The organism is Humiphilus diazotrophicus, from assembly GCF_059726315.1.
The window spans coordinates 2,370,018-2,394,057 of sequence record NZ_AP040870.1 but is presented as its reverse complement, the minus strand read 5'-3'; the positions used below and the strand labels follow the sequence as shown (position 1 = coordinate 2,394,057).

The 24,040-nt window shown below is 50.7% G+C and carries 14 protein-coding genes; 8 read left to right on the top strand and 6 right to left on the bottom strand.

From position 1 onward, the window contains the following. Positions 1 to 230 precede the first annotated feature (230 nt). The 4 genes from AC6I7T_RS10840 to AC6I7T_RS10825 all read left to right on the top strand — a co-directional run bounded on the left by AC6I7T_RS10840 (position 231) and on the right by AC6I7T_RS10825 (position 11,297). Positions 231 to 2,744, top strand: coding sequence for a glycosyl hydrolase family protein (locus AC6I7T_RS10840; protein WP_497793405.1), 2,514 nt, complete (start codon positions 231 to 233; stop codon positions 2,742 to 2,744). A gap of 319 nt (positions 2,745 to 3,063) precedes the next feature. Further along, complete coding sequence (locus AC6I7T_RS10835) at positions 3,064 to 5,127, top strand: glycosyl hydrolase family 79 C-terminal domain-containing protein (protein ID WP_497793404.1); 2,064 nt, start codon at positions 3,064 to 3,066, stop codon at positions 5,125 to 5,127. A 371-nt stretch (positions 5,128 to 5,498) separates the two neighbouring features. Further along, positions 5,499 to 7,700, top strand: a complete 2,202-nt coding sequence (locus AC6I7T_RS10830; protein ID WP_497793403.1) for an alpha-galactosidase — start codon at positions 5,499 to 5,501, stop codon at positions 7,698 to 7,700. A 168-nt stretch (positions 7,701 to 7,868) separates the two neighbouring features. Then, positions 7,869 to 11,297, top strand: a complete 3,429-nt coding sequence (locus AC6I7T_RS10825) for a TonB-dependent receptor (protein ID WP_497793402.1) — start codon at positions 7,869 to 7,871, stop codon at positions 11,295 to 11,297. Positions 11,298 to 11,533: 236 nt separating this feature from the next. Here the strand turns inward: AC6I7T_RS10825 and AC6I7T_RS10820 are convergent, their stop codons facing one another. Further along, the gene (locus tag AC6I7T_RS10820; protein WP_497793401.1) at positions 11,534 to 11,977 is read right to left on the bottom strand and encodes a DNA-binding protein; all 444 of its coding nucleotides are present in this window, start codon (positions 11,975 to 11,977) and stop codon (positions 11,534 to 11,536) included. A gap of 407 nt (positions 11,978 to 12,384) precedes the next feature. On the opposite strand from AC6I7T_RS10820, the gene AC6I7T_RS10815 reads away from it, so the two are divergent. After that, complete coding sequence (locus AC6I7T_RS10815; protein ID WP_497793400.1) at positions 12,385 to 12,858, top strand: YbhB/YbcL family Raf kinase inhibitor-like protein; 474 nt, start codon at positions 12,385 to 12,387, stop codon at positions 12,856 to 12,858. A gap of 83 nt (positions 12,859 to 12,941) precedes the next feature. On the opposite strand, the gene AC6I7T_RS10810 is transcribed toward AC6I7T_RS10815, so the two are convergent. The 5 genes from AC6I7T_RS10810 to AC6I7T_RS10790 form a co-directional block, all read right to left on the bottom strand. Beyond that, positions 12,942 to 13,778 (bottom strand): hypothetical protein, encoded by an 837-nt coding sequence (locus AC6I7T_RS10810; protein WP_497793399.1) that lies wholly within the window; start codon positions 13,776 to 13,778, stop codon positions 12,942 to 12,944. Between the two features lie 169 nt (positions 13,779 to 13,947). Further along, the gene (locus AC6I7T_RS10805; RefSeq protein WP_497793398.1) at positions 13,948 to 17,181 is read right to left on the bottom strand and encodes a DNA polymerase III subunit alpha; all 3,234 of its coding nucleotides are present in this window, start codon (positions 17,179 to 17,181) and stop codon (positions 13,948 to 13,950) included. After that, positions 17,174 to 18,691: a DNA polymerase Y family protein gene (locus AC6I7T_RS10800; RefSeq protein ID WP_497793397.1), complete on the bottom strand. Its 1,518-nt coding sequence runs from the start codon at positions 18,689 to 18,691 to the stop codon at positions 17,174 to 17,176. The genes AC6I7T_RS10805 and AC6I7T_RS10800 overlap by 8 nt, the downstream gene beginning before the upstream one ends. Positions 18,692 to 18,697: 6 nt before the next feature. After that, positions 18,698 to 19,537 carry an ATPase domain-containing protein gene (locus AC6I7T_RS10795; protein ID WP_497793396.1) on the bottom strand — a complete coding sequence of 280 codons (840 nt, stop codon included), beginning with the start codon at positions 19,535 to 19,537 and terminating at the stop codon, positions 18,698 to 18,700. Positions 19,538 to 19,807: 270 nt separating this feature from the next. Continuing rightward, positions 19,808 to 20,482, bottom strand: coding sequence for a 3-keto-disaccharide hydrolase (locus AC6I7T_RS10790; RefSeq protein ID WP_497793395.1), 675 nt, complete (start codon positions 20,480 to 20,482; stop codon positions 19,808 to 19,810). A 243-nt stretch (positions 20,483 to 20,725) separates the two neighbouring features. On the opposite strand from AC6I7T_RS10790, the gene AC6I7T_RS10785 reads away from it, so the two are divergent. Genes AC6I7T_RS10785 through neuC form a run of 3 tightly spaced genes read left to right on the top strand, consistent with a single transcriptional unit; the run spans position 20,726 to position 24,039 of the window. Continuing rightward, positions 20,726 to 21,751 (top strand): Gfo/Idh/MocA family protein, encoded by a 1,026-nt coding sequence (locus AC6I7T_RS10785; RefSeq protein WP_497793394.1) that lies wholly within the window; start codon positions 20,726 to 20,728, stop codon positions 21,749 to 21,751. Positions 21,752 to 21,793: 42 nt separating this feature from the next. Further along, positions 21,794 to 22,894: a polysaccharide biosynthesis protein gene (locus tag AC6I7T_RS10780; protein ID WP_497793393.1), complete on the top strand. Its 1,101-nt coding sequence runs from the start codon at positions 21,794 to 21,796 to the stop codon at positions 22,892 to 22,894. Further along, entirely contained in the window at positions 22,891 to 24,039 is a 1,149-nt protein-coding gene (neuC, locus tag AC6I7T_RS10775; RefSeq protein WP_497793392.1) for a UDP-N-acetylglucosamine 2-epimerase, read from the top strand. Before AC6I7T_RS10780 ends, neuC begins: the two co-directional genes overlap by 4 nt. Position 24,040: the final 1 nt, after the last annotated feature.

Sequence of the window (24,040 nt, the reverse complement as noted above, 5' to 3'; positions counted from 1 at the left end):
TAAATAATGCCCAGTGTTGATTGAGGAAATTTATCAGTCTTAGCTGTAACTTTTATTGAAATTTGCTTGTGCTTATCCTTTGGATACGATCACAAGCCATGCTAGTAATAGTTCAACACCTTATAAAGCGTTTGATCCCTTCGTGGACAGAAGCGCGTAAAGAATGCAAGACAACCTAGTAAGCCGTTTGCACTTTCTGCCCAAACAAATTAGTTCAAAGGCGAGTTGTCATGAAATTCATGAAACGCTCAGTGTCGCAGTGTGCGCTCACTCTTTTTGCACTCCTAGCCCTACAATTCGTAGGTGCCAAGAATCTTTACGGCTTCACTACCCCTTCAATCATTTTGTCGGCTTATTCCGGCGATGGAACCAACGCTGGAGTGGCTCGCTTAAGCGCGAGCGTTTCCGTGGTCGCTACTGTTAGAGACTCCACCACTAAAACTGTTAATTGGAGCCTCAGCGGCGCGGGTTCACTTTCTTCCAGCGGAATGTACTCGGCTCCAGCTTCAATGCCCTCGAATCGTCAAGTAGTCGTGACAGCTAAATTGACTTCGAATTCCTCGATTTCATCTTCTTACACGATGTATCTGGAAAATCCGATTCCTTCGATTCGGACCATCTATCCGACTCAGCTAGCTACAGCGACTACGCAGACCGTCACCGTTTTCGGAAACTACTTTGTTCCCGGAAGCACAATATTGCTGAACGGTTCGGCGGTGAATACAACCTATGTATCGTCCACACAGCTGACGACTAATCTTGCGGTTGCCGACAATGCAACCGGCAGCTATACGTTTGCGGTTAAAAGTCCAAGCCCTGGTGGTGGAACGACCGCCGGCTTCTCCATTCCTATAGCTGTAAAGAAAGTGACTGTCGATGCCTATAATGCAGAAGGCGTCAACACTGGTACGACAAGACTGGGATTGAGCACGCAGTTCACCTTGAGCATCACTGGTCCGGGAAGCACGGCTTGCACCTGGAAAGTGCAGGGAGGCGGCACAATCTCCAGCAACGGCCTATATCAGGCCCCTGCGACAATGCCTAGCAGCAGCACGGTGACTGTCACTGGCGCACTCGTGTCCAATCCTGCCGCATATGCCACTTACCAGCTGTCTCTGCTGAATCCTGTTCCCTCGATTAATGAGACTAGTCCTGCTAAGCTGACACCGGGTAAGTCCAATACTGTTACGATTCGTGGTTTTGGCTTTACGCCCGGCACTACGATTCTTGTTTCCGACACTGCGGTGAAGACAACTTATCAGTCACCGGATGCAGTGCAGGTAACCTACACTCCTGGCAGTGGTACCACCTGGGTAAGTTTCTCGGCACATAATCCTAGTCCCGGAGCCGCGCAGAGTTCCAAATTCTGGGTAGCTGTTTCCTCTGGAAATACAGCCTCGGCAACGGTCGACCTGACGCCTGGCCGCTGGGTTCCGCCCGATTTCCTCGGCCTCTCGCATGAGTGGGGCGATGCGGAGAATATTCTAGGTTCAACGCAGATCGGTACAAACTGGATCTACCGCCAGTTGTTGAAGAACCTGATGCTCAATGCATCCTATCCCTTCATTATTCGTATCGGGGGCGGAAGCACAGACAGTACGGGTGAGCCCACGGATAGAACCATTCCTCCCTTTGCCGAACTGGCGAAGGCAACGGGTGTTCACTTCACCTTGGGCGTCAATCTCGGTTCTGACAATGTGAATCTAGCGGTTGATCAGGCCAAGGCATATATGAATCAGATGCCCTCCGGATCGATTGCCGCTTTCGAACTCGGGAACGAACCGGATACCTATATTACCCGTGGTTATAGGACCAGTTCTTATTCTTTCACCGATTACAATGACGACTTTGGAAACTGGAGCAAGAACATTCAGTCAGCTGTTGGCAGTTCCGTCAAGTTTATGGGGCCTGCATGGGCAAACCTGCCTTCTCTGCCAAAGGACTTTACTGCCTTCGAGAATGGACAGCAGTCCAAGGTCAATTACGTCAGCGAGCATTGGTATCCCGGGCATCAATACATCGGTGGGTATGCGAAGGATTTTCTGTTATCCGATACTGCAGCCACTGAAGGCGCAAAGTATGTAGCTTCCTATGTGGCAGAGGCTCATAAGCGTTCGCAGAAGTTCCGCATCGGTGAAATCAACTCAATCGACGAAGGTGGCATTTCCGGAATCAGTGACACCTTTGGCTCCGCCTTGTGGGCAGTTGACGCAATGTTTGAGCTGCTCAAGTCCGGTGTCGACGGGGTTAACTGGCATGCTGCGAACAATGGTTGTGCATACTGTGCCTTCACTTTTGGGAAAGCCTCGGTTGGCGGCCAAGGAATCTATACTCTTGAACGGATAAATCCAATCTACTATGGATGGCTCTTCTTCCAGGATGCGACCTTGCACGGTACCCGCTTGCTCGATGTCAAAGTGAATACCAACGCCAACGTAAAGACCTGGGCGACGATTGACAAGAACAACGTGGTCCGCGTTGTTGTAATCAACAAGGATAAGTCCTTCGATGGAGCTGTAAATGTCTCCGTCCCTGGCTATAGCGGAACGGCGCAGATCGAAAGACTAGTGGCGCCTAGCTATCAATCTACTGAAGGTGTCTCCATCAATGGTCAGACACTCGATGGCAGCTTTGACGGCAAGCTGGTTGGAAGTCCTTCGTCTGAGACACTGAGCTCTTCAAACGGTGCTTACAGTATCTCCATTCAGCCAACCAGTGCGGTGATGTTAACTATTAGTAAGTAATACAACCTAAAGTGTCTGGATTGGGGGCGAGCCGAAGCAATGGCTCGCCTTCTTTCTTTTTATGAATCAAGAAGTTACATTCGATCATCTGTGTTCGATTCCATTGTTTAGTGACTTCTAATCGAAGTGTCCGATTCTTGGACGTTTACATGCAGAAGTAGAAGGCTAGTTTCCGTAATTGCTGGATTTTTACTGCCGGTCTGTAGGTTTCGAAATAAGCACGCCTTTCGTTTTTCCATTTTCGTTTGAGTCAATTCCGAGCAGTTGTGTAAGAGCCTGAAAATCTTCAGCTTCAGATGCGGAAACAGGAGACCTTCTTATGCCTTTTGGGCGCACCAGTCTCTCTCTGTTTCTTGTCGCGATCCTTTTGCTCGTTGGTTGTGGGACTAGTGTAAACAGTTCTGTAAATACACCGGGTGGTTCTACAGGCGGATCATCGGGAGGAACGTCAGGAGGAAGTCCGACGGGAGGCTCAAATCCTTCGGCGCCGCAAGTCTCCGTTTCTGGTGCAAATTCCGTGCGCGTTGGTTCGACGGTGCAATTTACTGCTCTGGTGAATGGAACTACATCGGCAGCCGTGACTTGGAGCGTTAACGAGATATTGGGCGGCAATAGTTCAGTTGGAACTATCTCTTCGAGTGGACTCTATACTCCTCCCGCGGCTCTTCCGAATCCCAATACTGTATCTATTAAAGCCACCACCGTTGCGAGTCCATCAGCTTCTGCAACATTGACGGAGAGCATCCTCAATCCGATGGCCAATCTTACGGCTTCCCAGCCGTCGGAACTATTAGCAGGAGCCGATGTGACAATCACTTTGGCGGGAGAGGGCTTCGTCTCCGGTTCGACGGTTCTGGCAAACAACACGCCGCTAAGCACAACTTATAAGAATTCATCGCAAATCACTGCCGTTGTTAGCAGTGCCTTGCTTTCTTCCAACTCCGTTTCCTTTTCGATACGGAACCCCGATCCCGGTGGAGCTACAGGCAATGCTATTTCCGTTCCGGTAATAACGATGCCTGCCGATACTGCAATGATCACACTGACACCGGGAAATGCCATCTCGCAGAATTTCCTTGGGGCGTCCTATGAATGGGGCGATGGATCGTGGTATATGGGATGGCCTGCTGTTAAGGTCAACACCATTTACCGTCAGTTGCTCAAGAACCTGATGGAGGGCCATGATGCTCCGTTTCTGATTCGTGTCGGCGGCGGTAGTACGGATGCGTCAAGCTGGCCAACGAATGATACTGCTGTTGCTTTTGCGGCGTATTCTTCTTTGGCGACGGACATGAATGTGCACTTCACCTTTGGAGTAAATCTCGCTGCAGGTGATGTCGATATGGCCACGGCACAGGCTCAGTTCTATGCCTCGCACATGCCTGCGAATACTGTCGAAGCTATTGAAATCGGTAATGAGCCTGACGATTACATCTATAACGGCAGAAGGCCAAGGAGCTACGTCATCAATGGTTTTCTGCAGCAGTATGGGCAGTGGCGTCAGAGCATTCTTTCCGCGTTGCCAAGTTCTACGCACCTGATGGGCCCCTCTTGGGGGGAGGTTAAGACTCTGACACAGTACCTCTCGACTTTTGAGGCGCAGGAATCAGCGAACACCTCGATCATCACTCACCACTTGTATGGTGCGAAGCAGGATAATGGCGAGAAATACGCCAGCGATTTTCTCCTTACTCCGGCGGCTTCTACTTATGGAGCATCGTCAGTCGCAAACAGCGTGAAAATTGCGCACAGCAAGGGGCAGCAATTCCGGATCGGCGAAATCAATTCCATCGATGTGGGCGGAGTGCCGGGCATCAGCAATGCCTTCGGTTCTGCTCTCTGGGCCGTTGACAACATGTTTGAATACGCAAATGTGGGCGTCGATGGAGTCAATTGGCATGGAATGAGTGGCTGCACTTATTGTGCGTTGACGATGAAGGTCGTCAATGACGGACCTCATGGAAACATCTTCTCCCTGACCCAGGTGAATCCGCTGTACTACGGCATGCTCTTCTTCCAGAAGGCTACGGGTAATCACGCAAAGTTTCTTCCTGTTCGAGTACAGACGAACTCAAATATCAAGGTCTGGGCAACGATCGACCAGTCCAATACTGTATATGTTGCCATCTTGAATAAAGACGTTTCTTTCGGTGGCCATTTTGCCGTGACTCTTCCGGAATATGGAGATGCTCAGGTGTTTCGTATGACAGCACCGAACTATCAGTCCACTACGGGAATTACCTTCGGTGGTCAAACTTTCGACGGCAGTAAAGATGGAAAGCTAGTGGGGTCGCCATCGAACGAGATTGTCTCTGCTCAGAATGGAATTTACGATCTGAATTTGCAGCCAACCAGCGCAGTTCTTCTCGTGTTGAAGAAGTAGCTTGTACCTATTTCCCGAGACAGAGGGAAGTAGAGATCCGTGGAGCCTGGCCGCTGGTCCTGAGCCAAGCGGCCGGGTTCGTTATCGGAATAGTGGGTGTCAGAAATAACTTCGCCTATACCGAATGAACTTGCTTCTGAAAAAGTGCTACAGGATTTAGCTGATGCTTAAAAGAGGAAGTCCTCCCCTCCCATAAGCGGAGAAAACGTATACAATTCCGGCGAGCGAATATGCTGCCTTCTGGCTGCCGTCTAGCGTAAGTTGAGATGGCTCTCTCCCCGTTCGGTATTTACCTTGTGGTCGGGAAGGGGAGGGCTGAATGTGGCGAATTGCCGTACTGAGGAATTATTGTTTCGATCGGAGGAACCAACTTGCCTCATCGTCTTTCTGTCTTTCTGCTGGCCGTCTTTCTTGCCGTGCCGCATCTTTTATCGCAGAACGCAATCCATTACCTGGCAGACAAAAAGCTGTGGACACTTGAGGCTGGTGAGACCACTTATGCGTTTGGCGTGAACGAGCGCGGAGAACTCCAGTCTCTCTACTGGGGCGGGCGAATCGAACAGGACCAGGATCTTCCTTCATTGCATAGCAATCGCGAACTGGCGTCCTTCGATCTCACCACGAATACCACTCCACAGGAATATGCGGGCTGGGGCGCAGGGCTCTACACTGAGCCGGCATTGAAGGCGACTTCCTCGGATGGAAACCGCTCCCTGGTTCTGCATTATCAGAATCACTCTATTGAGGGAAATCTGCTGGAGGTGGTTCTTAAGGACATTCTTGCTCCTGTCTATGTCCATCTCTATTACCAGGTTTATCCGCAACAAGGAATCATCGCCCGCTGGTCGAAGATTGAAAACAAGGGTAAGGACCCGGTAGAGCTTGAAACTGCAGCTTCTGCAACCTGGAGTCTCCCGGTAGGAAAGGGGTACGAGTGGAGTCGGTTGACAGGCCGTTGGGCTGGAGAATGGCAACTCCATACTGAATCCATTGAACCTGGAAGCTATGTGATAGAGAGCCGCAGAGGCAGCACCTCTCACCAAGCAAATCCCTGGTTCGCTGTGGCGCGGAAAGGGGAGACGACAGAAGAGAATGGCCCTGTCTGGTTTGGCGAATTAGGGTGGAGTGGAAGCTGGCGAATTACGGTTGAAGACACCTCTTGGGATCAGATTCGGGTAACCGGTGGTTATAACTCCTTCGATTTTCAGTATCACTTAGCAGCAGGGGAGTCACTGCAAACACCGCCCTTTTATGCAGGTTTTACTTCGAAGGGACAAGGTGCGGCCTCTCGCATTCTGCATCATTTTCAACAGGCCGAAATCTTGCCCGGTCACCCCTCTTCTAAAATTCGTCCCGTTCTCTACAACTCCTGGGAGGCAACCGAGTTTGCCGTCAATGAAGCGGGTCAACTTGCTCTTGCAGAAAAGGCAGCAAAGATGGGCGTAGAGCGCTTCGTGATTGACGATGGCTGGTTTGGGCAGCGCAATGATGATCATCGAGGACTCGGAGACTGGTACGTGAATAAGCAAAAGTTTCCGAATGGCCTGAAGTCCATGATCGATCGCGTTCATGCTCTGGGGATGGACTTTGGCATCTGGGTTGAACCCGAGATGGTGAATCCCGACAGCGATCTTTATCGCAAGCATCCTGAGTGGGCAATGAATTTCCCCGGCCGCCCACGCATTGAAGGACGGAACCAACTGCTACTGAATCTGGCAAGGAATGATGTGAAAGAGTACATCTTCTCGGTGCTGGACAAGTTAGTGACAGAAAACGATATTGCTTTTCTCAAGTGGGATTACAACCGCAACTGGTCCGATCCCGGCTGGGATGCTGCTCCCTTGCCGGACCAGAAGAAGATCTATGTAAAGTACGTCGAAAATCTGTACGACATTATCGACAGGCTGCGAGCGAAGCATCCAAAGCTGGAAATTGAGTCCTGCTCCGGCGGTGGAGGGCGCGTCGATCTGGGGATCTTGCGTCGCACAGAAGAGGTTTGGACTTCGGATAACACCGATGCTTACGATCGATTGATTCTGCAGAATGGTTTCAGTCACGCGTACACTCCGGCTGTCATGATGGCTTGGGTGACAGATGTGCCGAACTTTGCAGATTTCCGCTCTATTCCTCTGGATTTCCGTTTCCTTGCTGCGATGGAGGGTTCTCTCGGGATTGGCGGGAATTTGAATAAGTGGTCGGAAGAAGATCTGGTAAAAGGACAGAATTTTGTCAGCTATTACAAGAAGATTCGAGCAACAGTCCAGAAGGGAAATTTGTACCGGTTACGGGAGCCGGAGAAGAATGCCGCCTCAGCAACCGAGTATGTCTCTGAAGATGGTAAGCAAGCTGTTCTTTTTGCTTACCAACATTCTCAAAACTTTGGAAATCCTTATCCCAAACTCTATTTGCGTGGGCTGGATCCGAAGGCACGCTATCGTCTCACCGCGTTGGATGAACGAAAGGCCCAGGTTCCTGCGGAAGCTAGTGGCAGCTATCTGATGAACTTTGGAATAGACCTCGGATTGCGAGGCGACTATGACGCAACGTCGGTTTTATTCGAGAGACTTCCCTAGCAAGAACCTATAAAACCTTGTCAAAGGGTCAGCTTCTTCCAGCTGGCCCTTTTTGCTTTCATGGAGAATTCATATACCCGGATGCCTTGACCTAACTTCTTACGATGTAAACACTGCGTTCATTCCCTGTTAATCCGGATTTAACAGGCATCTTGTCATTTAGTGCTCATGCAGAAGAATAATAGGACTTTCTTTGCGGTTAGGTTTCTGGTGGCCATTCTGCTCTTCCTCTCCTGCGCTCACCTCTACGCTCAATATGAAAACGGGAGCCTGGTCGGAACCATTCGCGATGCAAGTGGAGCTCCGATCTCCGGTGCTGTCGTTACAATCACAAACAATGCGACATCGATCAGCTCGAAGGTGAAGACTACCGCCGAAGGTGACTATGAAGTTCCTTCCCTCCGAATTGGTGTCTATACCATCTCTGCAAGCAATCAGGGATTTTCGGATGCGGTAGCAAAGAACATCACTATATCTGTTGGTACACGTCAGCGTATTGATCTGACGATGCAGGTAGGCGCGGCACAGACCTCGGTCCAAGTAACGGATGTTGCGATTCAGGTCGAGACCGAGTCTAGTCAGCGCGGACAGAACATTACAAATTACCAGAGCGAGGCACTTCCTCTGGTTACGCGAAATTACTCCGATCTTCTTGGTCTGGTTACAGGGGCCAGACAAGCCCCTTCGGCTGCGACTACCAGCTCAATCAACAGTTTGGTACGTGCCGGAGCTTATAACGTCAACGGCCAGCGCAGTATGTTTAACAACTTCCTGCTGGATGGTATCGACAACAATGCTTATGGAGAAAGCAACCAGGGCTTTGATAATCAGATTATTGCGGTGCCTCCGGATTCCGTCGCTCAGTTTCAGGTGGTGACGAATAATGAGAGTGCGGAGTACGGACGCTCCTCCGGTGCCACCATCAATGTGGCCTCCCAGAGCGGAACAAATCAATTTCATGGCGCTCTTTATGAGTTCATTCGTAATACCGATCTGAACGCGGCCGGGTTCTTTAAGCCGACGGTGATCAGCAATCTCGGCAATTCCGTCCCTTTCAAAAAGCCGACCTTCAATCGCAATCAATTCGGTATGAACTTTGGTGGGCCGGTTTTGCGGGACAAGTTCTTCTTCTTCCTCGACTATGAAGGATTCCGCCAGACGCTGAAGCCCCTAAGTGTTCTTACGCTTCCTACTCAAAATCAATTGAATGGGATCTTGGTTACCGATGTCAGGAACCCTATTACCGGTACGCTTTACAAAGCCGGTTCGGCAATTCCTGCCAGTGACATCAATCCCACCTCGCAGCAAATCGTCAACGCCTTTAAGCAGATTTCGGGGCTTCCTCGGGCAGGCTCTCCTTCAACAGGTCTGAATTCAGCCGATTATGCAGTTCAGGTGCCGTTTACGGATAACTCTGACAAAGGCGATCTCCGCCTTGATTGGCAACAGAGTCCGGCCAGTTCCTGGTTTGTTCGTGTAAGTGATCGTAAGGAAACCGGTGTGAACTATCCTTCGATCCCCCTGCCTCTCGACGGCCAAACCAATGGGACGATTAGAATTCTCGATCAGCAAATTGCGCTAGGGCATACGCATCTGTTTGGATCTAACAAGGTGCTGGATGCACGTCTCGGGCTTTCGCGCACAAGAGCTGGAAAATACACCCTTTCGATTGGCAACAACTCAAAGATCGATATTCCTGGGCTTCCTTCCAATCCCGTTGTTGCTGGTGGACTTCCCTCCATCAGCATATCCAACTTCACCGCCTTTGGCCGTCAGAGTACGAATCCGCAGTGGCAGAATCCCACATTGCTCGATCCCAAGATCAACTTCACGTGGGTACGGGGAAAGCATTCCCTGAAATTCGGTTATGAATACGAACATATCTGGATGGCGGTGAACGACAATAACCCGCTTTACGGGGGTTTTAGCTTCTCCACCGGATATAGCAATCCGAATAAGACTGCATCGGTTGCTGATAACTACTGGGCAGACTTCCTCTTCGGATTGCCGACCGGATACTCCCTGGCCAACTACTACGTTGCTCATCTGCGGCAGACAATGAATAACGCTTATGCCCAAGACGACTGGAAAGTTACGCATCGTCTGACCCTCAATCTTGGTTTGCGTTGGGAGTATGGTTCTCCCTATTCGGAAGAGCACAACAATATCTCGAACTTCGATCCAGTCTCGCAGACTCTGCTTACACTTACCCCAGGGGCGAGCGGAGCAGGATTGACGCCTTATCGTGGGTCGGGTGTTTACGGCCATACGCTTGTGAATCCTGATCTCACAGATTTCGGTCCCCGCATCGGGTTTGCCTATGCCGTTGATTCGAAAACTTCTCTTCGCGCCGGATTCGGTATCAGCTATGCCCATTATTCACGGGCAGGTTCCGGTGACATCCTGGCGATTAACGGGCCTCATGCACAGTTCGCAAGCGTTCCCCAGACTGTGGCACCCTCGCCTTCCTCTCGATGCCCTGTTGGTGGTGCGGCGACGACCTGCTTTGTCACTCTCGATCGAGGATTTCCGAGTAGTCTGACAACCTTTAATCCTGCAACGGATAACATCACCTACATTCCGAAGAATACGAAAGCCAGCTACGTTGAGAGCTACTTCCTGAGTGTGCAGCGGGAATTGGCAAAGAACATCCTTCTCGACATTGCCTATGTAGGAAACCACGGAGTCAGACTGGAAGGCTTTCTAAATGCCAACCAGAAGAATCCTGCAAACGGCTTTGCACGTCCCTTTGCCAACTGGCCTAGCGATATTACGGAAGCCCTCAACGGCTTTTACTCTCACTACGATTCCTTGCAGGCTCGTTATGAACAACGTTTCGTGGGAGGCCTGACCCTATTAAATTCCTTCACCTGGGAGCATTCGCTGGATAATGCCAGTGCCTCGCTGGAGGGCAATACTCCGTCACCTCAGGATGCGAACAACATCCGTGCCGATTATGCGCAGTCGGACTACAACCTTCCGGTTGCAAATGTCACCAGTCTTGTCTATGAGTTGCCGTTTGGCCATGGACGGAAATTCCTTTCCGGCTCCAATGGCTTTGTGAATGCTGTCTTTGGCGGATGGCAAACCAGCTTGATCAATACGATGCAAGCTGGGACTCCATTCAACTTGACGTATTCTCCCAGCTCGACAAATCAGGTTTCTCAACAGATTACGGCGAGCTATCGTGGCGCGAATCTTTACCGTCCCAATCGTGTTCCTGGTCAGGACCTCATCAAGAAGACGAAGCTGGCAAACGGATATATTCAGTACGTCAATTACAAGGCTATTGTGTTACCAGCCACCAAAGACACCTCCGGCAATGTCCAGAGCCCCTTCGGGAATATGGGCAGAAATCCTGGACGAACTCCTGCTTTTTATCAGAGTGACCTTGCTCTGAATAAGAAGTTCGATACTCCGGTGGAAAGACTGAAAGTGGAATTCCGCTCAGAGTTCTACAACCTCTTCAACCACACAAATCTTTATCTTCCGAATACAGTAGGTGGAACGTTGGGTGGAAATCCCAGTACAGGCGGGCAGGTTACCAGTACCTTTCAACCTCGTGTAGTTCAGTTCGGTTTGAAGATTCTTTACTAGAAGTTTTTTACCAGTTGTAGAAAAGCCCATCTTTACGATGGGCTTTTCTCGTTGGTGATTGAATTTACAAAGGAATTTGTGTTGGGCTCAGGTAAGGTACGCTTTCCATGGGAGTGGAATATTAACCAGGCCAGAAAGAATGCCCCCACTAGCAAAATAGCTACCCATAAAAGATAAGGCGCTGATCCCCTTGGGAAAGGACTGGGCATAGATGCACCTGCACTCGAAAAAGTAGGTTATGCCGCTCGCCGCCTACTGGAGGCGGGCGTTGAAGAAGACCGGTTGACATTTCGTTTTCGGGCGGCGGTTTGAGCCTGTTTAGAAAGTGCCTTATGGGAGGTGGTTGAACGGGGTTCCCGTTTTAAAACCTCTTCACGAGCGCGAGAAGCTCTGGGAGCGGGAGCTTTCTCTGCCTCGGTTTGGCCTCGTTTGTAGTCTCGCTCTGCTGCCTTTCTTGTAGATTCTTTTACCTTTCCAGGCGCTGGTGGGGGGAGTGGAACTCCTGCACGCCGAGCTTTACTTAGTCCAATGGCGATGGCTTGCTGGGGAGACCGTGCACCGTGCTTTCCGTGGCGTACGTGCTCGATTTCCTCATGGACAAATTCTCCGGCAGCTGTGGTCGGAGCTTTCCCCTGGCGCAAATCTTTTTTCGCACGCTCGACAGTTGCTTTTTCAGGCATATAATTCTGCTCCTGGCTATATATGGATGCGACTAAGATAGCTTTCGCGTAGATATAGACAGGAAAAGGAGGTTGCAGCACCAAATTGTTCTAAGATAGGTTGAGATGGCGCTGGGGCATTTTCGCCTTCACTGTAGATACGGAACAAATGACCGCGTGGCCGTTCCGTTAAAGACGGCCACTCTGCGCTGAATTCCGCCGAACCATACTAAAAGCGAAAATGCGCTGAGGCTACACCAGCATAGCCCTACTTGAATCGGTTAAGGACGAATGCTTCTTCCCCTCAGGAATACTTTCTTCTTGTGCACGTCCTGGATGTTCTCTTCCGTAGAGCCGTTATCGCTTCAGTTTTGGCGCTTGCAACGGATCAGTACGTGTCAATTTCTTACTTCGTAAGGAGGTACGAAATGGAGTTGTTTAGCTCTGGATTTCAATACGGAGCACCGATCCCTTCTCGATTTACCTGCGAGGGCGAGAACATTTCTCCGGAGTTTTCCTGGCGTGATGTTCCGGCGGAAACAAGGTCGTTTGTTCTCGTACTTTACGATCCGGATGCTCCCAGGATGGGAGGATTCACCCACTGGGTGGTTTACAACATTCCTCCGAATGTAGAGCGGATTGATGAGAAGGTCCCTCGAAAAGCGTGGATCCCGGGACTAGGATCGCAGGCCCGGAATAGCGGCGATCAAGTTGGATATATGGGACCATGTCCTCCTGCGGGAACACATAGATACTTTGCCCGGCTCTATGCCTTGCGGGAAGAACTCAACCTGCAACCAGGGGCTTCCTATCAATTAGTAACCGCAGCGATGCAGGGATTGGTCATAGATCAAGCGGAACTAATGGGCATGTATGCAAGAAAATCGAAAAACGCAGCCTAGCTCGTGTTTCGTTAGGCGATATGAATTTCAAAGAGGGAAGAGCACTACTAAAGCTTTGCCCTTCCCTCTTTGCAGCCTAGAGATTAGGGGTTAGCCTGGGCCGGTTTTTTCTTCAATAGATCTTCCGCTTGAGCGAGAGTTAGAGAGTTAGGTACCGGTTGGAACTGAGTATGAAGTTCCTTCTCTTGTACAGCAATAGTTTTGAAGAAGAGAGCTTTTCCCCTCATCTCTACATCCATGACAGAGATCTGCCAGTGATTGGGAGCCACCTCGATTTGTTTGACGTAAAAGGTTCCTCCCGGATCCAGATGTCCTAGAAACCCTCCTCCGAATTTCACCTCATTAAGCAGACGCCCGCTTATTTCGACAAGCCGCTTTTGTTTAGTGTCGACGAGGATATGGCCCTCCATTTCGTGAAGGACACGTGCCTCTCGTGTTGGCGGACGAAAGTTTGGATTCGGCTTGAAGTTCAGCGTAACTCTGTCACCGTTTTTTGCTCCGTAGCTGAAGACAAACGCTTCCGGAATCATTTTAAAAAGCTGCTTCGTCTTTTCCGAATCTTCTTTACTGGCTTGTTGTAGTTTCCGTTGTTCGGACGGATTCGATATCAGCTTTTGTATCCGTTCCTCTTCGTCTTTCTGCTGGTCGGTGGTGAGGGGTTGACCGTTAATGGAGATGAGCTTCTTTAGCTCTCCGTCCTTGGTTTCGATGACCTCTCTGATTTCCTTTTTGCCTGACTTTATTGTCTCCATTTGATATTGCCAGTGTGCATGATCCGCATCCTGTTCCTGTATTTCATGTGTGACCACTTCTTTGGCAAGTTCATTAGCAGAAACTTCCTGTGCATTCGCAATAGAAAGTGAACTAGCTGCGATACCTAGACCTAAGGAAAATACCGCAGGAACAAACCTTGCAAGCATAACTATCTCCCGTGTATTCGATGGAAGAAAGTAGGTGTATAGGTTGCCTTCCTGCGGGTTGCCTGGAAAGATAAGAAATCCAAAACGACTGTAGCCACGGCGTTTAGCTACAGTCGTAAGTGGTGAAATGAGGAGGGGTACGGCTGATTCCAGGGGGCACCTGTAATCTCTAATGAAAATCATGAGAGCGAATATCGGCTGCGCTGATTGGCAGTGGCTGCACCGATGAAGCCTTTACTGAAATCACATTGTCCTGGTTTTGCAGAAGACCTTCAACCATAAGGAATTTGCTGTTGGAGACGAGTGCACGATTCCGCTCGAAGAGTTCTGGGTGAATAATCGCATTGGAGATACCGGTTTCGTCTTCAATACTCAAAAAGACGAAACCCTTAGCTGTTCCCGGACGTTGCCTTGCAATCACACATCCGGCAATACGTGTTACTTCTCCTCCTCGATGTTGTGTAAGCCTCTTGGCGGGAACAATTCCCATAGCATCCAGTTGCTGGCGATGGTATGCCATGGGATGACGTCCTACTGTTAATCCTGTTCCTTGAAAGTCTGCGACAATACGTTCTTCCGTAGTCATCTGGAAGAGCGGGGATTTCGCTTCTTCATATTCATCGGCAACAGGACGAAGCAAGGGGCCCGCTAACCGCCCTGCGCGTTCTGCTTGCCAGAGTGCGTCGCGACGATGAGTCTTTTCTCCGAGAGAGTTCAATGCTCCTATCTGCGCCAGAACAACAAGTTCGTTTTTATGAAGTTCGGGAACACGTCTGGCCAGGTCGTAAACAGAAGCGAAGGGTCCACCTGTTTCTCTCTCCACAACAATAGCTAGTCCTGCCTGCTTTCTCAGTCCACGGGCATAGCCAAATCCGAGCCGGACAGCGAAGCGTTCTTTCCTCTTGGGATCTACCTCTTCCGGCAGGCGTTCCAGGGTGCACTCCCAGCGGGAATGCTGCCCATCGATTACCTTTACCTTGAGATCGTGCCTTTGTGCATCTTTCACAATCGTAGCTGCAGAGTAGAAGCCCATCGGCTGATTGTTGAGTGTGGCGCAGGTAAAGGCCGCAAGATAATGCTGCTTGATATATGCACTGGCATAGGCGATAAGAGCGAAGCTGGCAGCGTGCGATTCGGGAAATCCATAGAGTGCAAAAGAACTGATAGACTGCACAATCTGTTCCTGGGCCACCGGGTCAACATCGTTTGCTGTCATTCCGGCACGCAATTTGTCTTCGAGCTTACGCATCTTGTCTTTTGAACGGCGCATTCCTATGGCTCGACGTAGCTCTTCGGCCTCTCCTCCCGTAAAGTTTGCGATTGTCATTGCAATGCGAATGAGCTGCTCTTGGAACAGTGGAACACCGAGAGTCCTGTGGAGAACAGACTCCAGCTTTGGGTGAGGATATGTGACCTTCTGCCGCTCCTGTCGTCTCAACATGTACGGGTTCATCATTTTCCCGATGATGGGACCAGGACGAATAATTGCTACCTGAACGACAAGATCGTAAAACACCTTAGGCTTATTTCGAGGCAGTGCTGCCATCTGTGCACGGCTTTCCACTTGAAACATGCCGATGGTGTCAGCTCTTTGCAGCGCTTTGTAGACGTCAGGATCATCTTGGGGAAGATTTCCCAAGTCGAGAGGATCTCCATAATATTCCGGAACGAGGGTCAGGCAGTCCTTCATTACAGCCAACATACCGAGGCCGAGGAGATCGACTTTGATGATCTTCATATCGGCACAGTCTTCTTTATCCCATTGAATGACTACTCTTCCGGGCATGGATGCAGGTTCAAGGGGCACAATGGAGTTTAGCTGACCTTCGCATATCACCATGCCTCCGGAATGCTGTCCTAAGTGTCGAGGCAAATCTTGCATGTTCTGCGCAATCTGGAGAAACTTTGCCATGCGCGGATGCGCAAGATCGAATCCTGCGGCGATGAGTCTCTGGTCGAGTGTGTCCTCGGCACCCTTCCATTCCCAGTGGCCGATAAAACTGCTGAGGCGGTCGATTGTTTCTGCATCGAAGCCTAAGGCTTTGCCTGCTTCTCTAGAAGCGGATCGTCCCCGGTAGGTGATCACGTTGGCGCACATAGCGGCGCCTAGCTTTCCGTATTTTTGATAGACGTGTTGAATTGCACGTTCGCGCTCTTCTCCACTAGGCAAGTCAAGATCTATATCCGGCCATTCGCCTCTTTCTTCGGAAAGAAAACGCTCGAAGAGAAGATCCATACCCACTGGATCGACGGCAGTAATCTTGAGAGCGTAGCAGACGACGCTGTTTGCAGCGGATCCTCTGCCTTGTACCAGGATGCCTTCTGTTTCGCAGTAACGAACAAGATCCCAAACAATGAGGAAATAACCTGCAAGGCCGAGGTGTTCTATCAAACGAAGTTCATGCTCTGCCTGCTTTTTCGCCTTTTGATGAAGTTCCTTATCTTGTTTCAAACCATAGCGGTGCTCAACTCCTTCCATTACACGTTTGCGTAAAAAGGAGTCCATCGTTTCGCCCTCAGGGATTGGATAGAGGGGAAACTCATAACCTAGATCGTTCAATTCGAATTCGAGGCGCGCAGCTAAATCGACTGTGTTGGAGATTGCTTCCGGGAGATCCTGAAATAATCTGCTCATCTCCTTTGCCGCACGAAGATGATGTTCCGTGTTTCTCGCAAGAAGACGTCCGGCTGTATCGAGTGTGCTCTTGTGTCGGATGCAGGTCAGTACATCCATGATCTCCCTGTCTGCGGGTGTTGCGTAGTTGACTCCATTCGTAGCCAGCAATGGAAGATGAAAAGATCGGGCAAGATCGATAGCGGCACGATTGCGCGCTTCTTCCTCTCTGGAGAAATGCCGTTGTAATTCGACATAGACATTCTTCTGTCCGAAGATGCCGATCAGCCGATCAATCTCCTTTCGCGCCTCCTCGTAACCGCCACGAGAGAGTGTAGCGGCAAGAGGGCCCTCTTCTCCTCCTGTGAGGCATATAGATCCTTCGCAGTATTCTTCGACATCATCATAGGTTGCAGAGCCTTCTGCCTTCTGGCTCTCTCGCAGTTTGTAACGAGTGATTAAGCGGCAAAGATTCTGATAGCCAGTGCGGGAGGTTGCGAGGAGTGGCAATCGCGCCGGTTCCGATGGAAGCTGATGCGGAAGATACGGAGGAGGAAGCATGCGCGTACCTGCGTCCCAGACAGCTACCTCAGCTCCCACGTGTGCGCGAGCGCCCAACTTCTTGGCTTCGGTGTGCATACGAGCTGAACCATAGAATCCATTGCGGTCCAATAATGCCATTGAGGGCATGCCCAACTTCACTGCCTGTTGTATGAGAGTTTCGGGCAGGGAAGCACCTTCCAGAAAACTGAAAGCCGAGCGCGCATGGAGCTCAATGTATTCAGTCATAAGTTCCTTCGAGATACCAGCACTGGGATTGTGGATCACGCGCGATGCGGCAGGTCATTGTTTCTTGTCGTGCAGATAGCACCACATCCCATTCTTCACGGCACCAGCGTTCGTTTGACCACCATTGTCCATTCGTTCTCCATGGACCTGCATAGTGGAGAACGTTATATCTTTCGCTTTCCAGATTGACCTGAATCGGCTTGCCGGATTGAATCGTGACTCCAATTGCCAGCGGGGGACGGCAAACACGTAAACAGACTGGTGGTGTAGAAGTGGATTTCTTCTGAATATCTCCCGCTTGAGGAGAGAACGGTACCATCCGGAAGCTGTCCGGTTTATGAGTATCGAGAAGCTGCGGCGAGCCAACATGGTCTTCTCCCACTAGTTTGCGTAACCGGGCCAAGAGAATTTCCAGCCGCTCCGTGGCTGGTCCCTGTGGGAGAAATAACCCATTCTGAGAAACCTGCGGTGCTGCCGGTTCTGCTTGCATATGGAGCTTCGTTACAGCATCGGGTGGGGGATAGGTTTCCAGATCAAGTTGGATAAGCTTCAATAAGGTTCGTGAATCCTGTACGGGCAATGCTGGACGTATGGTTCGCTGATAAGTACGGGGTTCTCCCTCGGAGGTGGAATCGAGTGTTAGTTGAAGAGTGATAGCAGCAATCGCCAAAGCACGCGAGCGGACGCGAACAAGCAGCTGCTCAACCATTCGACTGAGAAGAAAGAGCAACGGTTCAATCAGATCGACTGGATAATCGAGTTCAATTGTTTCGTGCAACTGCGAAGCAAAATTAGCTTCTACAGGGACGAGGAGGTGAGGTTCTTCTCCTCGTGCCAGACGGCGAAGTCTTTGTCCTGCTTGTCCTAGCCGTGCAATCAACTCCCGTTCCGGCAGTGCAGCAAGTTCCGAGAACGTGTGAATTCCCCATGACTCAAAAGTTTCTGCCGTCTCAGGAGATAGATCGAGAAACTTAAGCGCCAGTGGGCCGAGCATCTCTGCTTCTTTGCCTTCGGGAATAACTGCGACTCCGGAGAAGCCACGGGCGGCACAGACGGCAGCATGGAAATTCTTTGCCACAGCTATCCGCACACGAAGACCGATATCGGCAGCCGTGCGACGAAGCTTATTGGCAATAACTTCCGCCGGTCCAAAGAGCGTTTCCGTTCCAGCAATATCGAGAATCAGAGTGCCGCCCGGTTCGGCAATGTGCTCAAAGAAGACCGGTTCAATACGCGGAGAAAACATGCCTGCACAGAAAAGTAACGATTGCTGTGCTGCATCTTCTTGTGCAAGACAGCGCTTGAAAAGATGCAGATGGTCGAAGTTCTCTGCTTGCAGTCGTCTCATTCCCAAGGCGACGCCTAGCTTTCGCGCATAGACATTGCAACCTACAACTGTTTCGAGCGGTGCTTCTCCGTCCAGGACTGCTACTGGAGCTTGTCGCAATTCCTGCCGCAGGCGTAGAGCTGCTTGTACTGAAAAATCGGGAGTGTGAAGGCATGCATACATAGCCAGTTACCTCGTCCATTGCGTATGGCTTGTCCATGTGGCCTCGGTTGATCCGGAGGGTTTCTTAACGGAAAAGGGCAGAGGCTCCGGATTGCGTTTGCGTTCGCGGAGAACTTGAAACTCGATAGAAGTGAAGAGCGGCTTCGCGTCATTTATGGCCCAGGGCCGCGCTTCGTTTCCTTCTGTACGTAGGACAACGGAGGCGCAGCTCTTAGTACATGGTGTGCGAGTAAGTAAAAGCAGTGCCGTTTGTGCCTGCTCTGCTGCCAGACGAAAGCGATACCAGGAGGCCATTGGAACACGAAGCGCATGTTCTTCTTTGACATCGCCCATGTCGAGAACCACTACACTGAAGCCGCCTGTTTGCAAAAGTAGATCCGTTGCTTTTAGTGCCTGGTCTAAGCGCGACCAGGGTTTCTGCTGCTGATGCTTAGTTGTTGTATGTGCAGCCGGCCGTATTGGATCGGCGTTTGCGTTCTCTAGGTCTCGGTTCTGTGTCTGCTGCTCTCTGGTGCGAATCCATAGGAGCTGATTCAGCGCGACGCCGCATGCTGCCGCAGATTCAGGATGAAGCGAGTCCTGCACGTCGATCCATGCGCATGCCGACCCCTTGCACGTGACTTCAGCCAAGAGAGAAAGAGCCAGAGCTGTTTTGCCGGTTGAAGCTGGGCCGCTAATCTCTGTGACTCCGCCGCGGGGAATGCCTCCTTCCAGAAGCACATCCAATTCCGCAATCCCGGTAGGAAAAAGATCCGGGCGGTGATGAATCCGAGGAGAAAGTGCTCCAGGAATGCGCTGCGCGAGCGCAGATTCAATCTGGATACGAAGCGTGGCAGCGGAAGGCATACATACTCGTTCTTTGTGTTTCGCTTTTTATTCGCCTAAACAAGTTTCGTTCTTCCGGGAAAGCCTGTCAACGGTTAAGTCGGTGGAAAACTCCGAAGGGAATTGAGGACGTTATTGGAATGTTTTCTATCGTTTACACGTTTTGGGGTATCCGGTCCAAAGTATCAGGGGATGACTGCAGCCATGATGAAAGCTCGTTCGTCATGGTCGCAGTCATCCCCCTGATACAGTTGGTGATCGTCGCCAACCGTGCAAACGCTCATCTTCCACTTAATTATTGGAAGCTTTGGAGGGTATCGCGCGAATCGCAACTTCTTTGAAAAACACAATGTCTTTATCGCTATGATTTTGCAGTCCAAACCATCCTTCTAATGGACGGGGGCCACGATCCGGTTCAAATTGCAGTTTCTTGGGCGGAACGGGCTGTCCTTCTGTGTAGTCCGTCACCTTAAGGCCATTGACTAGAACGATGGTTCGCGGTCCTTCCAGGCGAATTACCATCTCATTCCATTCCGGACCAGGTTTGCCGGGTTTGGCGAGGGGCTTTGTCAAAGAGTAGAGAGCGCCGGTTATGTGGTAGTCGTCTTCTCCTCCTCGTTCCGGATGATTATCGATTTGTACCTCATAACCCCGGTTAACCGGCATCCAGGCGTCTTGTGGTTCGGTGGGAATACGGATAAAGACGCCGGAGTTGTCGTTTTCATCTTTCATCTTGAAGACGATGCGAATTTCGCAGTTACTTATTTTGCCGCCGGTCCAATACAACAGCCCCATACCGCCATGTGTCTGCATTAAGCCGTTTTCTACAGTCATTCCTCCAGGGCCGACATGTTTCCATCCTGAAAGATCGTGACCGTTGAAGAGTTGTTTCCACTCCTGAGCCGAAGCTGAGATAGATAAGATCGCCAACAGAACAGCCAAGGTATGTAACCGCAGTAGTCTCATTCGGTTCGTCTCCAGATTATGTAGGTACAAGAAGAATGTGCTCGTCTGGATGATAGCTGAGCCGATACCTCTTGTACTCGCCATCTGATGAGGTCAGAACGAATGGCGTATTTAGCTGACTTTATTGAGAGCTGATTCGCGTTGTGAGACTCCACTCTGACTGCTCTAGACCGATGCTTTTCCGGCATATACCGTAGATGTGCCAGGTTTATCTTGGAATTGCATCTGCGTCTTGGAGGGATCTTGAGAGTCGGAATTGTTGGAACTGGCGCCATTGCTGCTAAGCACGTCATAGCCTATCGCAACTTGGGATTTCCTGTTGTCGCATGTACCAATAGCACTCCTGCAAAAGGCCAAGAGTTTGCCAAGGCGAACGGTGCAGAGTTTGTCCCAACACTGGAAGAACTTTGCCGCCATCCCGAGATAGATTTTGTCGATGTATGTACTCTTCCCAACTTTCGTTTGCCGGTTCTCGAACTCTGTGCTGAGAGCAAAAAGCATGTGTTGGTAGAGAAGCCAATGGCTATTGATCTGGTCACCGCTGAAAAGATGGTTTCTCTTGCGGGGCAGGCTGGCATCCAGTTGGGAGTGGTCAGTCAGCATCGTTTTGATGATTCAGTGCTGTTTCTCAAGCAGGCTCTTGAACAAGGGAGACTGGGGAATATCATCCAAGCCGATGCTTATGTGAAGTGGTATCGCTCGGCGGAGTATTATGCTCGCCCGGTTAAAGCAAGTTGGGCAGGGGAGGGCGGCGGCGCTCTCATCAATCAGGCGATCCATCAAATCGACCTGCTGTTATATCTGATTGCTCCAGTTATCGAGGTCTCCGGAAGTTGGAGATTGGGTGCACTCCACAAAATCGAGTCAGAAGACGTAGTGAATGCGCTGCTGCAATATTCCACTGGAGCTACCGGAGTGATTCAGGCCTCGACGGCCATGTGGCCTGGATATCCCGAACGGCTGGAGATTCATGGAACAAAAGGAACAGCCATCATTGCAGGGGACAAGTTGGTAAATTGGGATGTCCGGGAAGAATCGAGTTCCGATGTCCCACTGGCCAGGCAGGAACATTCTGGAGCCTCCAATCCCATGGCCATTTCTGTCGTTCCCTTTGAACGGCAATTCAGTGACTTTGCCAAGGCCTGTCTAGAAGGTCGTAGCCCAATCTGCTCCGGAGTTGATGGATATCGTGCACTACAGCTGGTACGAAGTATCTATACTTCTTGCAAGGAGAAACGTCCGATTACAGTAGATGCTGTCCGGTTGTGACGGAAAGTCCTATTTTTATCGATTCGGATGGCGGAAGGTAGCTTGCAGAAGAAAGATAATCTGAGTTGGGAAGAATTTCTCGGTCGTAGAGTGATTGGTGTTCCACCTGCCCGTGTTGAAGGCATGGTGCGTGGACGCCGTGTATTGATTACAGGCGCGGGAGGTTCCATCGGTTCTGCCGTCTCCAGATTGTTTGCTGCCGGTAGCCCTGAAACGCTGGTAATGCTCGATCTCTCCGAGGCAGCTCTTTACGAAAGCCACCGGAAAATTCCATTGCTGCCACAATCACGTATTATTCCCGTCGTTGGTAGCGTATGCGATACCGTACTGCTGGACCGTGTCCTGGGCGAGTATGTTCCGGATCTGATCGTTCATGCTGCGGCCTACAAGCATGTGCCTCTGATGGAACAGAATCCATTCAGCGCAATAAGTAACAATGTCGTGGGAACCTTTCGTCTTGTTCAAGCTACCCGCAAGCATGGCATTCACAAAATGCTGATGGTCTCGACCGACAAGTCTGTAGATCCGTGCAGCATGATGGGTGTTTCGAAGCGACTGGCGGAGCTGGTTGTGCTGGCGCACTCCAGTGCCAGCCCTGCGTTGCAAGTGTTAAGGCTTGGAAATGTTCTGGGCTCCTCGGGCAGTGTAAGTCTCCTGTTCCAGGAACAACTACGTGCAAAGCAACCACTGACGGTGACGAATGTAAATGCCGAGAGATACTTCCTCACGATTGAAGAGGTAGAGTCGGCATTGCTGGAAGCTATTCGCTGCGAAGAAAAGCAGGGAATTTGGATTGCCGATTGTGGAAGTCCGCGACGGGTTCTGGATTTAGCTCTTTTCCTTGCCCATCAGGAAACCCGGTCCAAAGAACCGGAGATCCAGTTCATTGGTTTGCGCCCCGGTGACAAGCTACGGGAGAAGCTTGTAGCGGATGATGAGTCTGTAGAAATCGGAGAGATGGGGAGGCTGAGCTTTGTCCATAGCCCGCACCCTGCTGCTTCTGGCGTAACGGCGGCTATAAACGCTCTTGAGTCCGCGATTGAGAGCTCCGATCTTTGCGCCCTAATAGCAACCATCACGCAGTTGGTCCCTCAATATAAACCTGGAAGCCAGATCTCTTCCTTACTCGTGGAATGCAAATGAAAAGAACAATTGCGGTAGTAACTACCTCGCGTGCTGACTATAGCCATCTTTATTGGCCGATGCGTACGCTTGCCGAAGATCCTGAGGTTTCACTTAAGGTAATTGTTCTCGGTGCTCATCTCTCGCCGGAGTTCGGGTATACCGTGCGGGAAATCGAGCGGGACGGCTTTACCATCGATGGCCGTGTGGAGTGCCTGCTGAGTTCGGATACAGATATTGGCATGGCTAAGACGATTGGGCTTGCTACTCTGAGCCTTGCCGATCTCCTCGGAACCATGCGCCCGGACCTGTTATTGCTTATTGCGGATCGTTACGAGATGCTGGCTCCTGCTTCTGTTGCTCTTGCTTTACGGATTCCGATTGCTCATATCGAAGGGGGAGAGATCAGCCAGGGTGCGATTGACGATGCTGTTCGCAATGCATTGACAAAGATGAGTCATATCCACTTCACCTCCACTTATGGAGCTCGTGCCAGAGTCATTGCTATGGGAGAAGAGGAGTGGCGCGTACATCGTGCCGGTGCACCGTCTCTCGATCATCTGACGAGGGAAAAACTCTATACCCGAGAGGAATTGGAAGCGAAACTGGACCTTGATCTGAAACAAGATACCGCGCTTGTTGCCTATCATCCCGTTACTCTGTTGCGGGATACGACGGAAGAGTCTGAGTCTCTCTTTGCTGCGCTAAAAGAAATTCCTGAGCAGATCGTTTTTTGTTATCCGAACTCGGATGCAGGAGGCAGGCAACTGATCCATCGCACGAAAGAGTTTCTAGCCTCGCGTGGAACTGGACGCGTGTTTACCAATCTGGATTCGTTGACGTATTGGAGCCTGATGGCTCAAGTCAACATGCTGATTGGAAACTCCAGCAGCGGCATCATGGAGACAGGTTCCTTTGCTCTGCCGACGATCAACATCGGCCTCAGGCAAAAGGGCAGAGAACGTGCATCGAATGTTATCGATGTCGATGCAAATACAGCGTCGATTCTGAAAGGCATTGAGCGAGGACGTAGCCGAGAATTTTGCGCTTCTCTAAAGGGTATGGAGAATCCGTATGGAGATGGTCATGCCTGCGAACGGATCGCTAAGGTCCTAACCTCGGTACCTCTTGGTGCTGAGCTTTTGATGAAGAAGGCGGAGGCGTAGC

Bases quoted from the DNA above. Each gene is read 5' to 3' on its own strand.
- AC6I7T_RS10840 (WP_497793405.1), top strand. From the start codon at position 231: ATGAAATTCATGAAACGCTCAGTGTCGCAGTGTGCGCTCACTCTTTTT.
- AC6I7T_RS10835 (WP_497793404.1), top strand. From the start codon at position 3,064: ATGCCTTTTGGGCGCACCAGTCTCTCTCTGTTTCTTGTCGCGATCCTT.
- AC6I7T_RS10825 (WP_497793402.1), top strand. From the start codon at position 7,869: ATGCAGAAGAATAATAGGACTTTCTTTGCGGTTAGGTTTCTGGTGGCC.
- AC6I7T_RS10820 (WP_497793401.1), bottom strand. From the start codon at position 11,977: ATGCCTGAAAAAGCAACTGTCGAGCGTGCGAAAAAAGATTTGCGCCAG.
- AC6I7T_RS10815 (WP_497793400.1), top strand. From the start codon at position 12,385: ATGGAGTTGTTTAGCTCTGGATTTCAATACGGAGCACCGATCCCTTCT.
- AC6I7T_RS10810 (WP_497793399.1), bottom strand. From the start codon at position 13,778: ATGCTTGCAAGGTTTGTTCCTGCGGTATTTTCCTTAGGTCTAGGTATC.
- AC6I7T_RS10805 (WP_497793398.1), bottom strand. From the start codon at position 17,181: ATGACTGAATACATTGAGCTCCATGCGCGCTCGGCTTTCAGTTTTCTG.
- AC6I7T_RS10800 (WP_497793397.1), bottom strand. From the start codon at position 18,691: ATGTATGCATGCCTTCACACTCCCGATTTTTCAGTACAAGCAGCTCTA.
- AC6I7T_RS10795 (WP_497793396.1), bottom strand. From the start codon at position 19,537: ATGCCTTCCGCTGCCACGCTTCGTATCCAGATTGAATCTGCGCTCGCG.
- AC6I7T_RS10790 (WP_497793395.1), bottom strand. From the start codon at position 20,482: ATGAGACTACTGCGGTTACATACCTTGGCTGTTCTGTTGGCGATCTTA.
- neuC (WP_497793392.1), top strand. From the start codon at position 22,891: ATGAAAAGAACAATTGCGGTAGTAACTACCTCGCGTGCTGACTATAGC.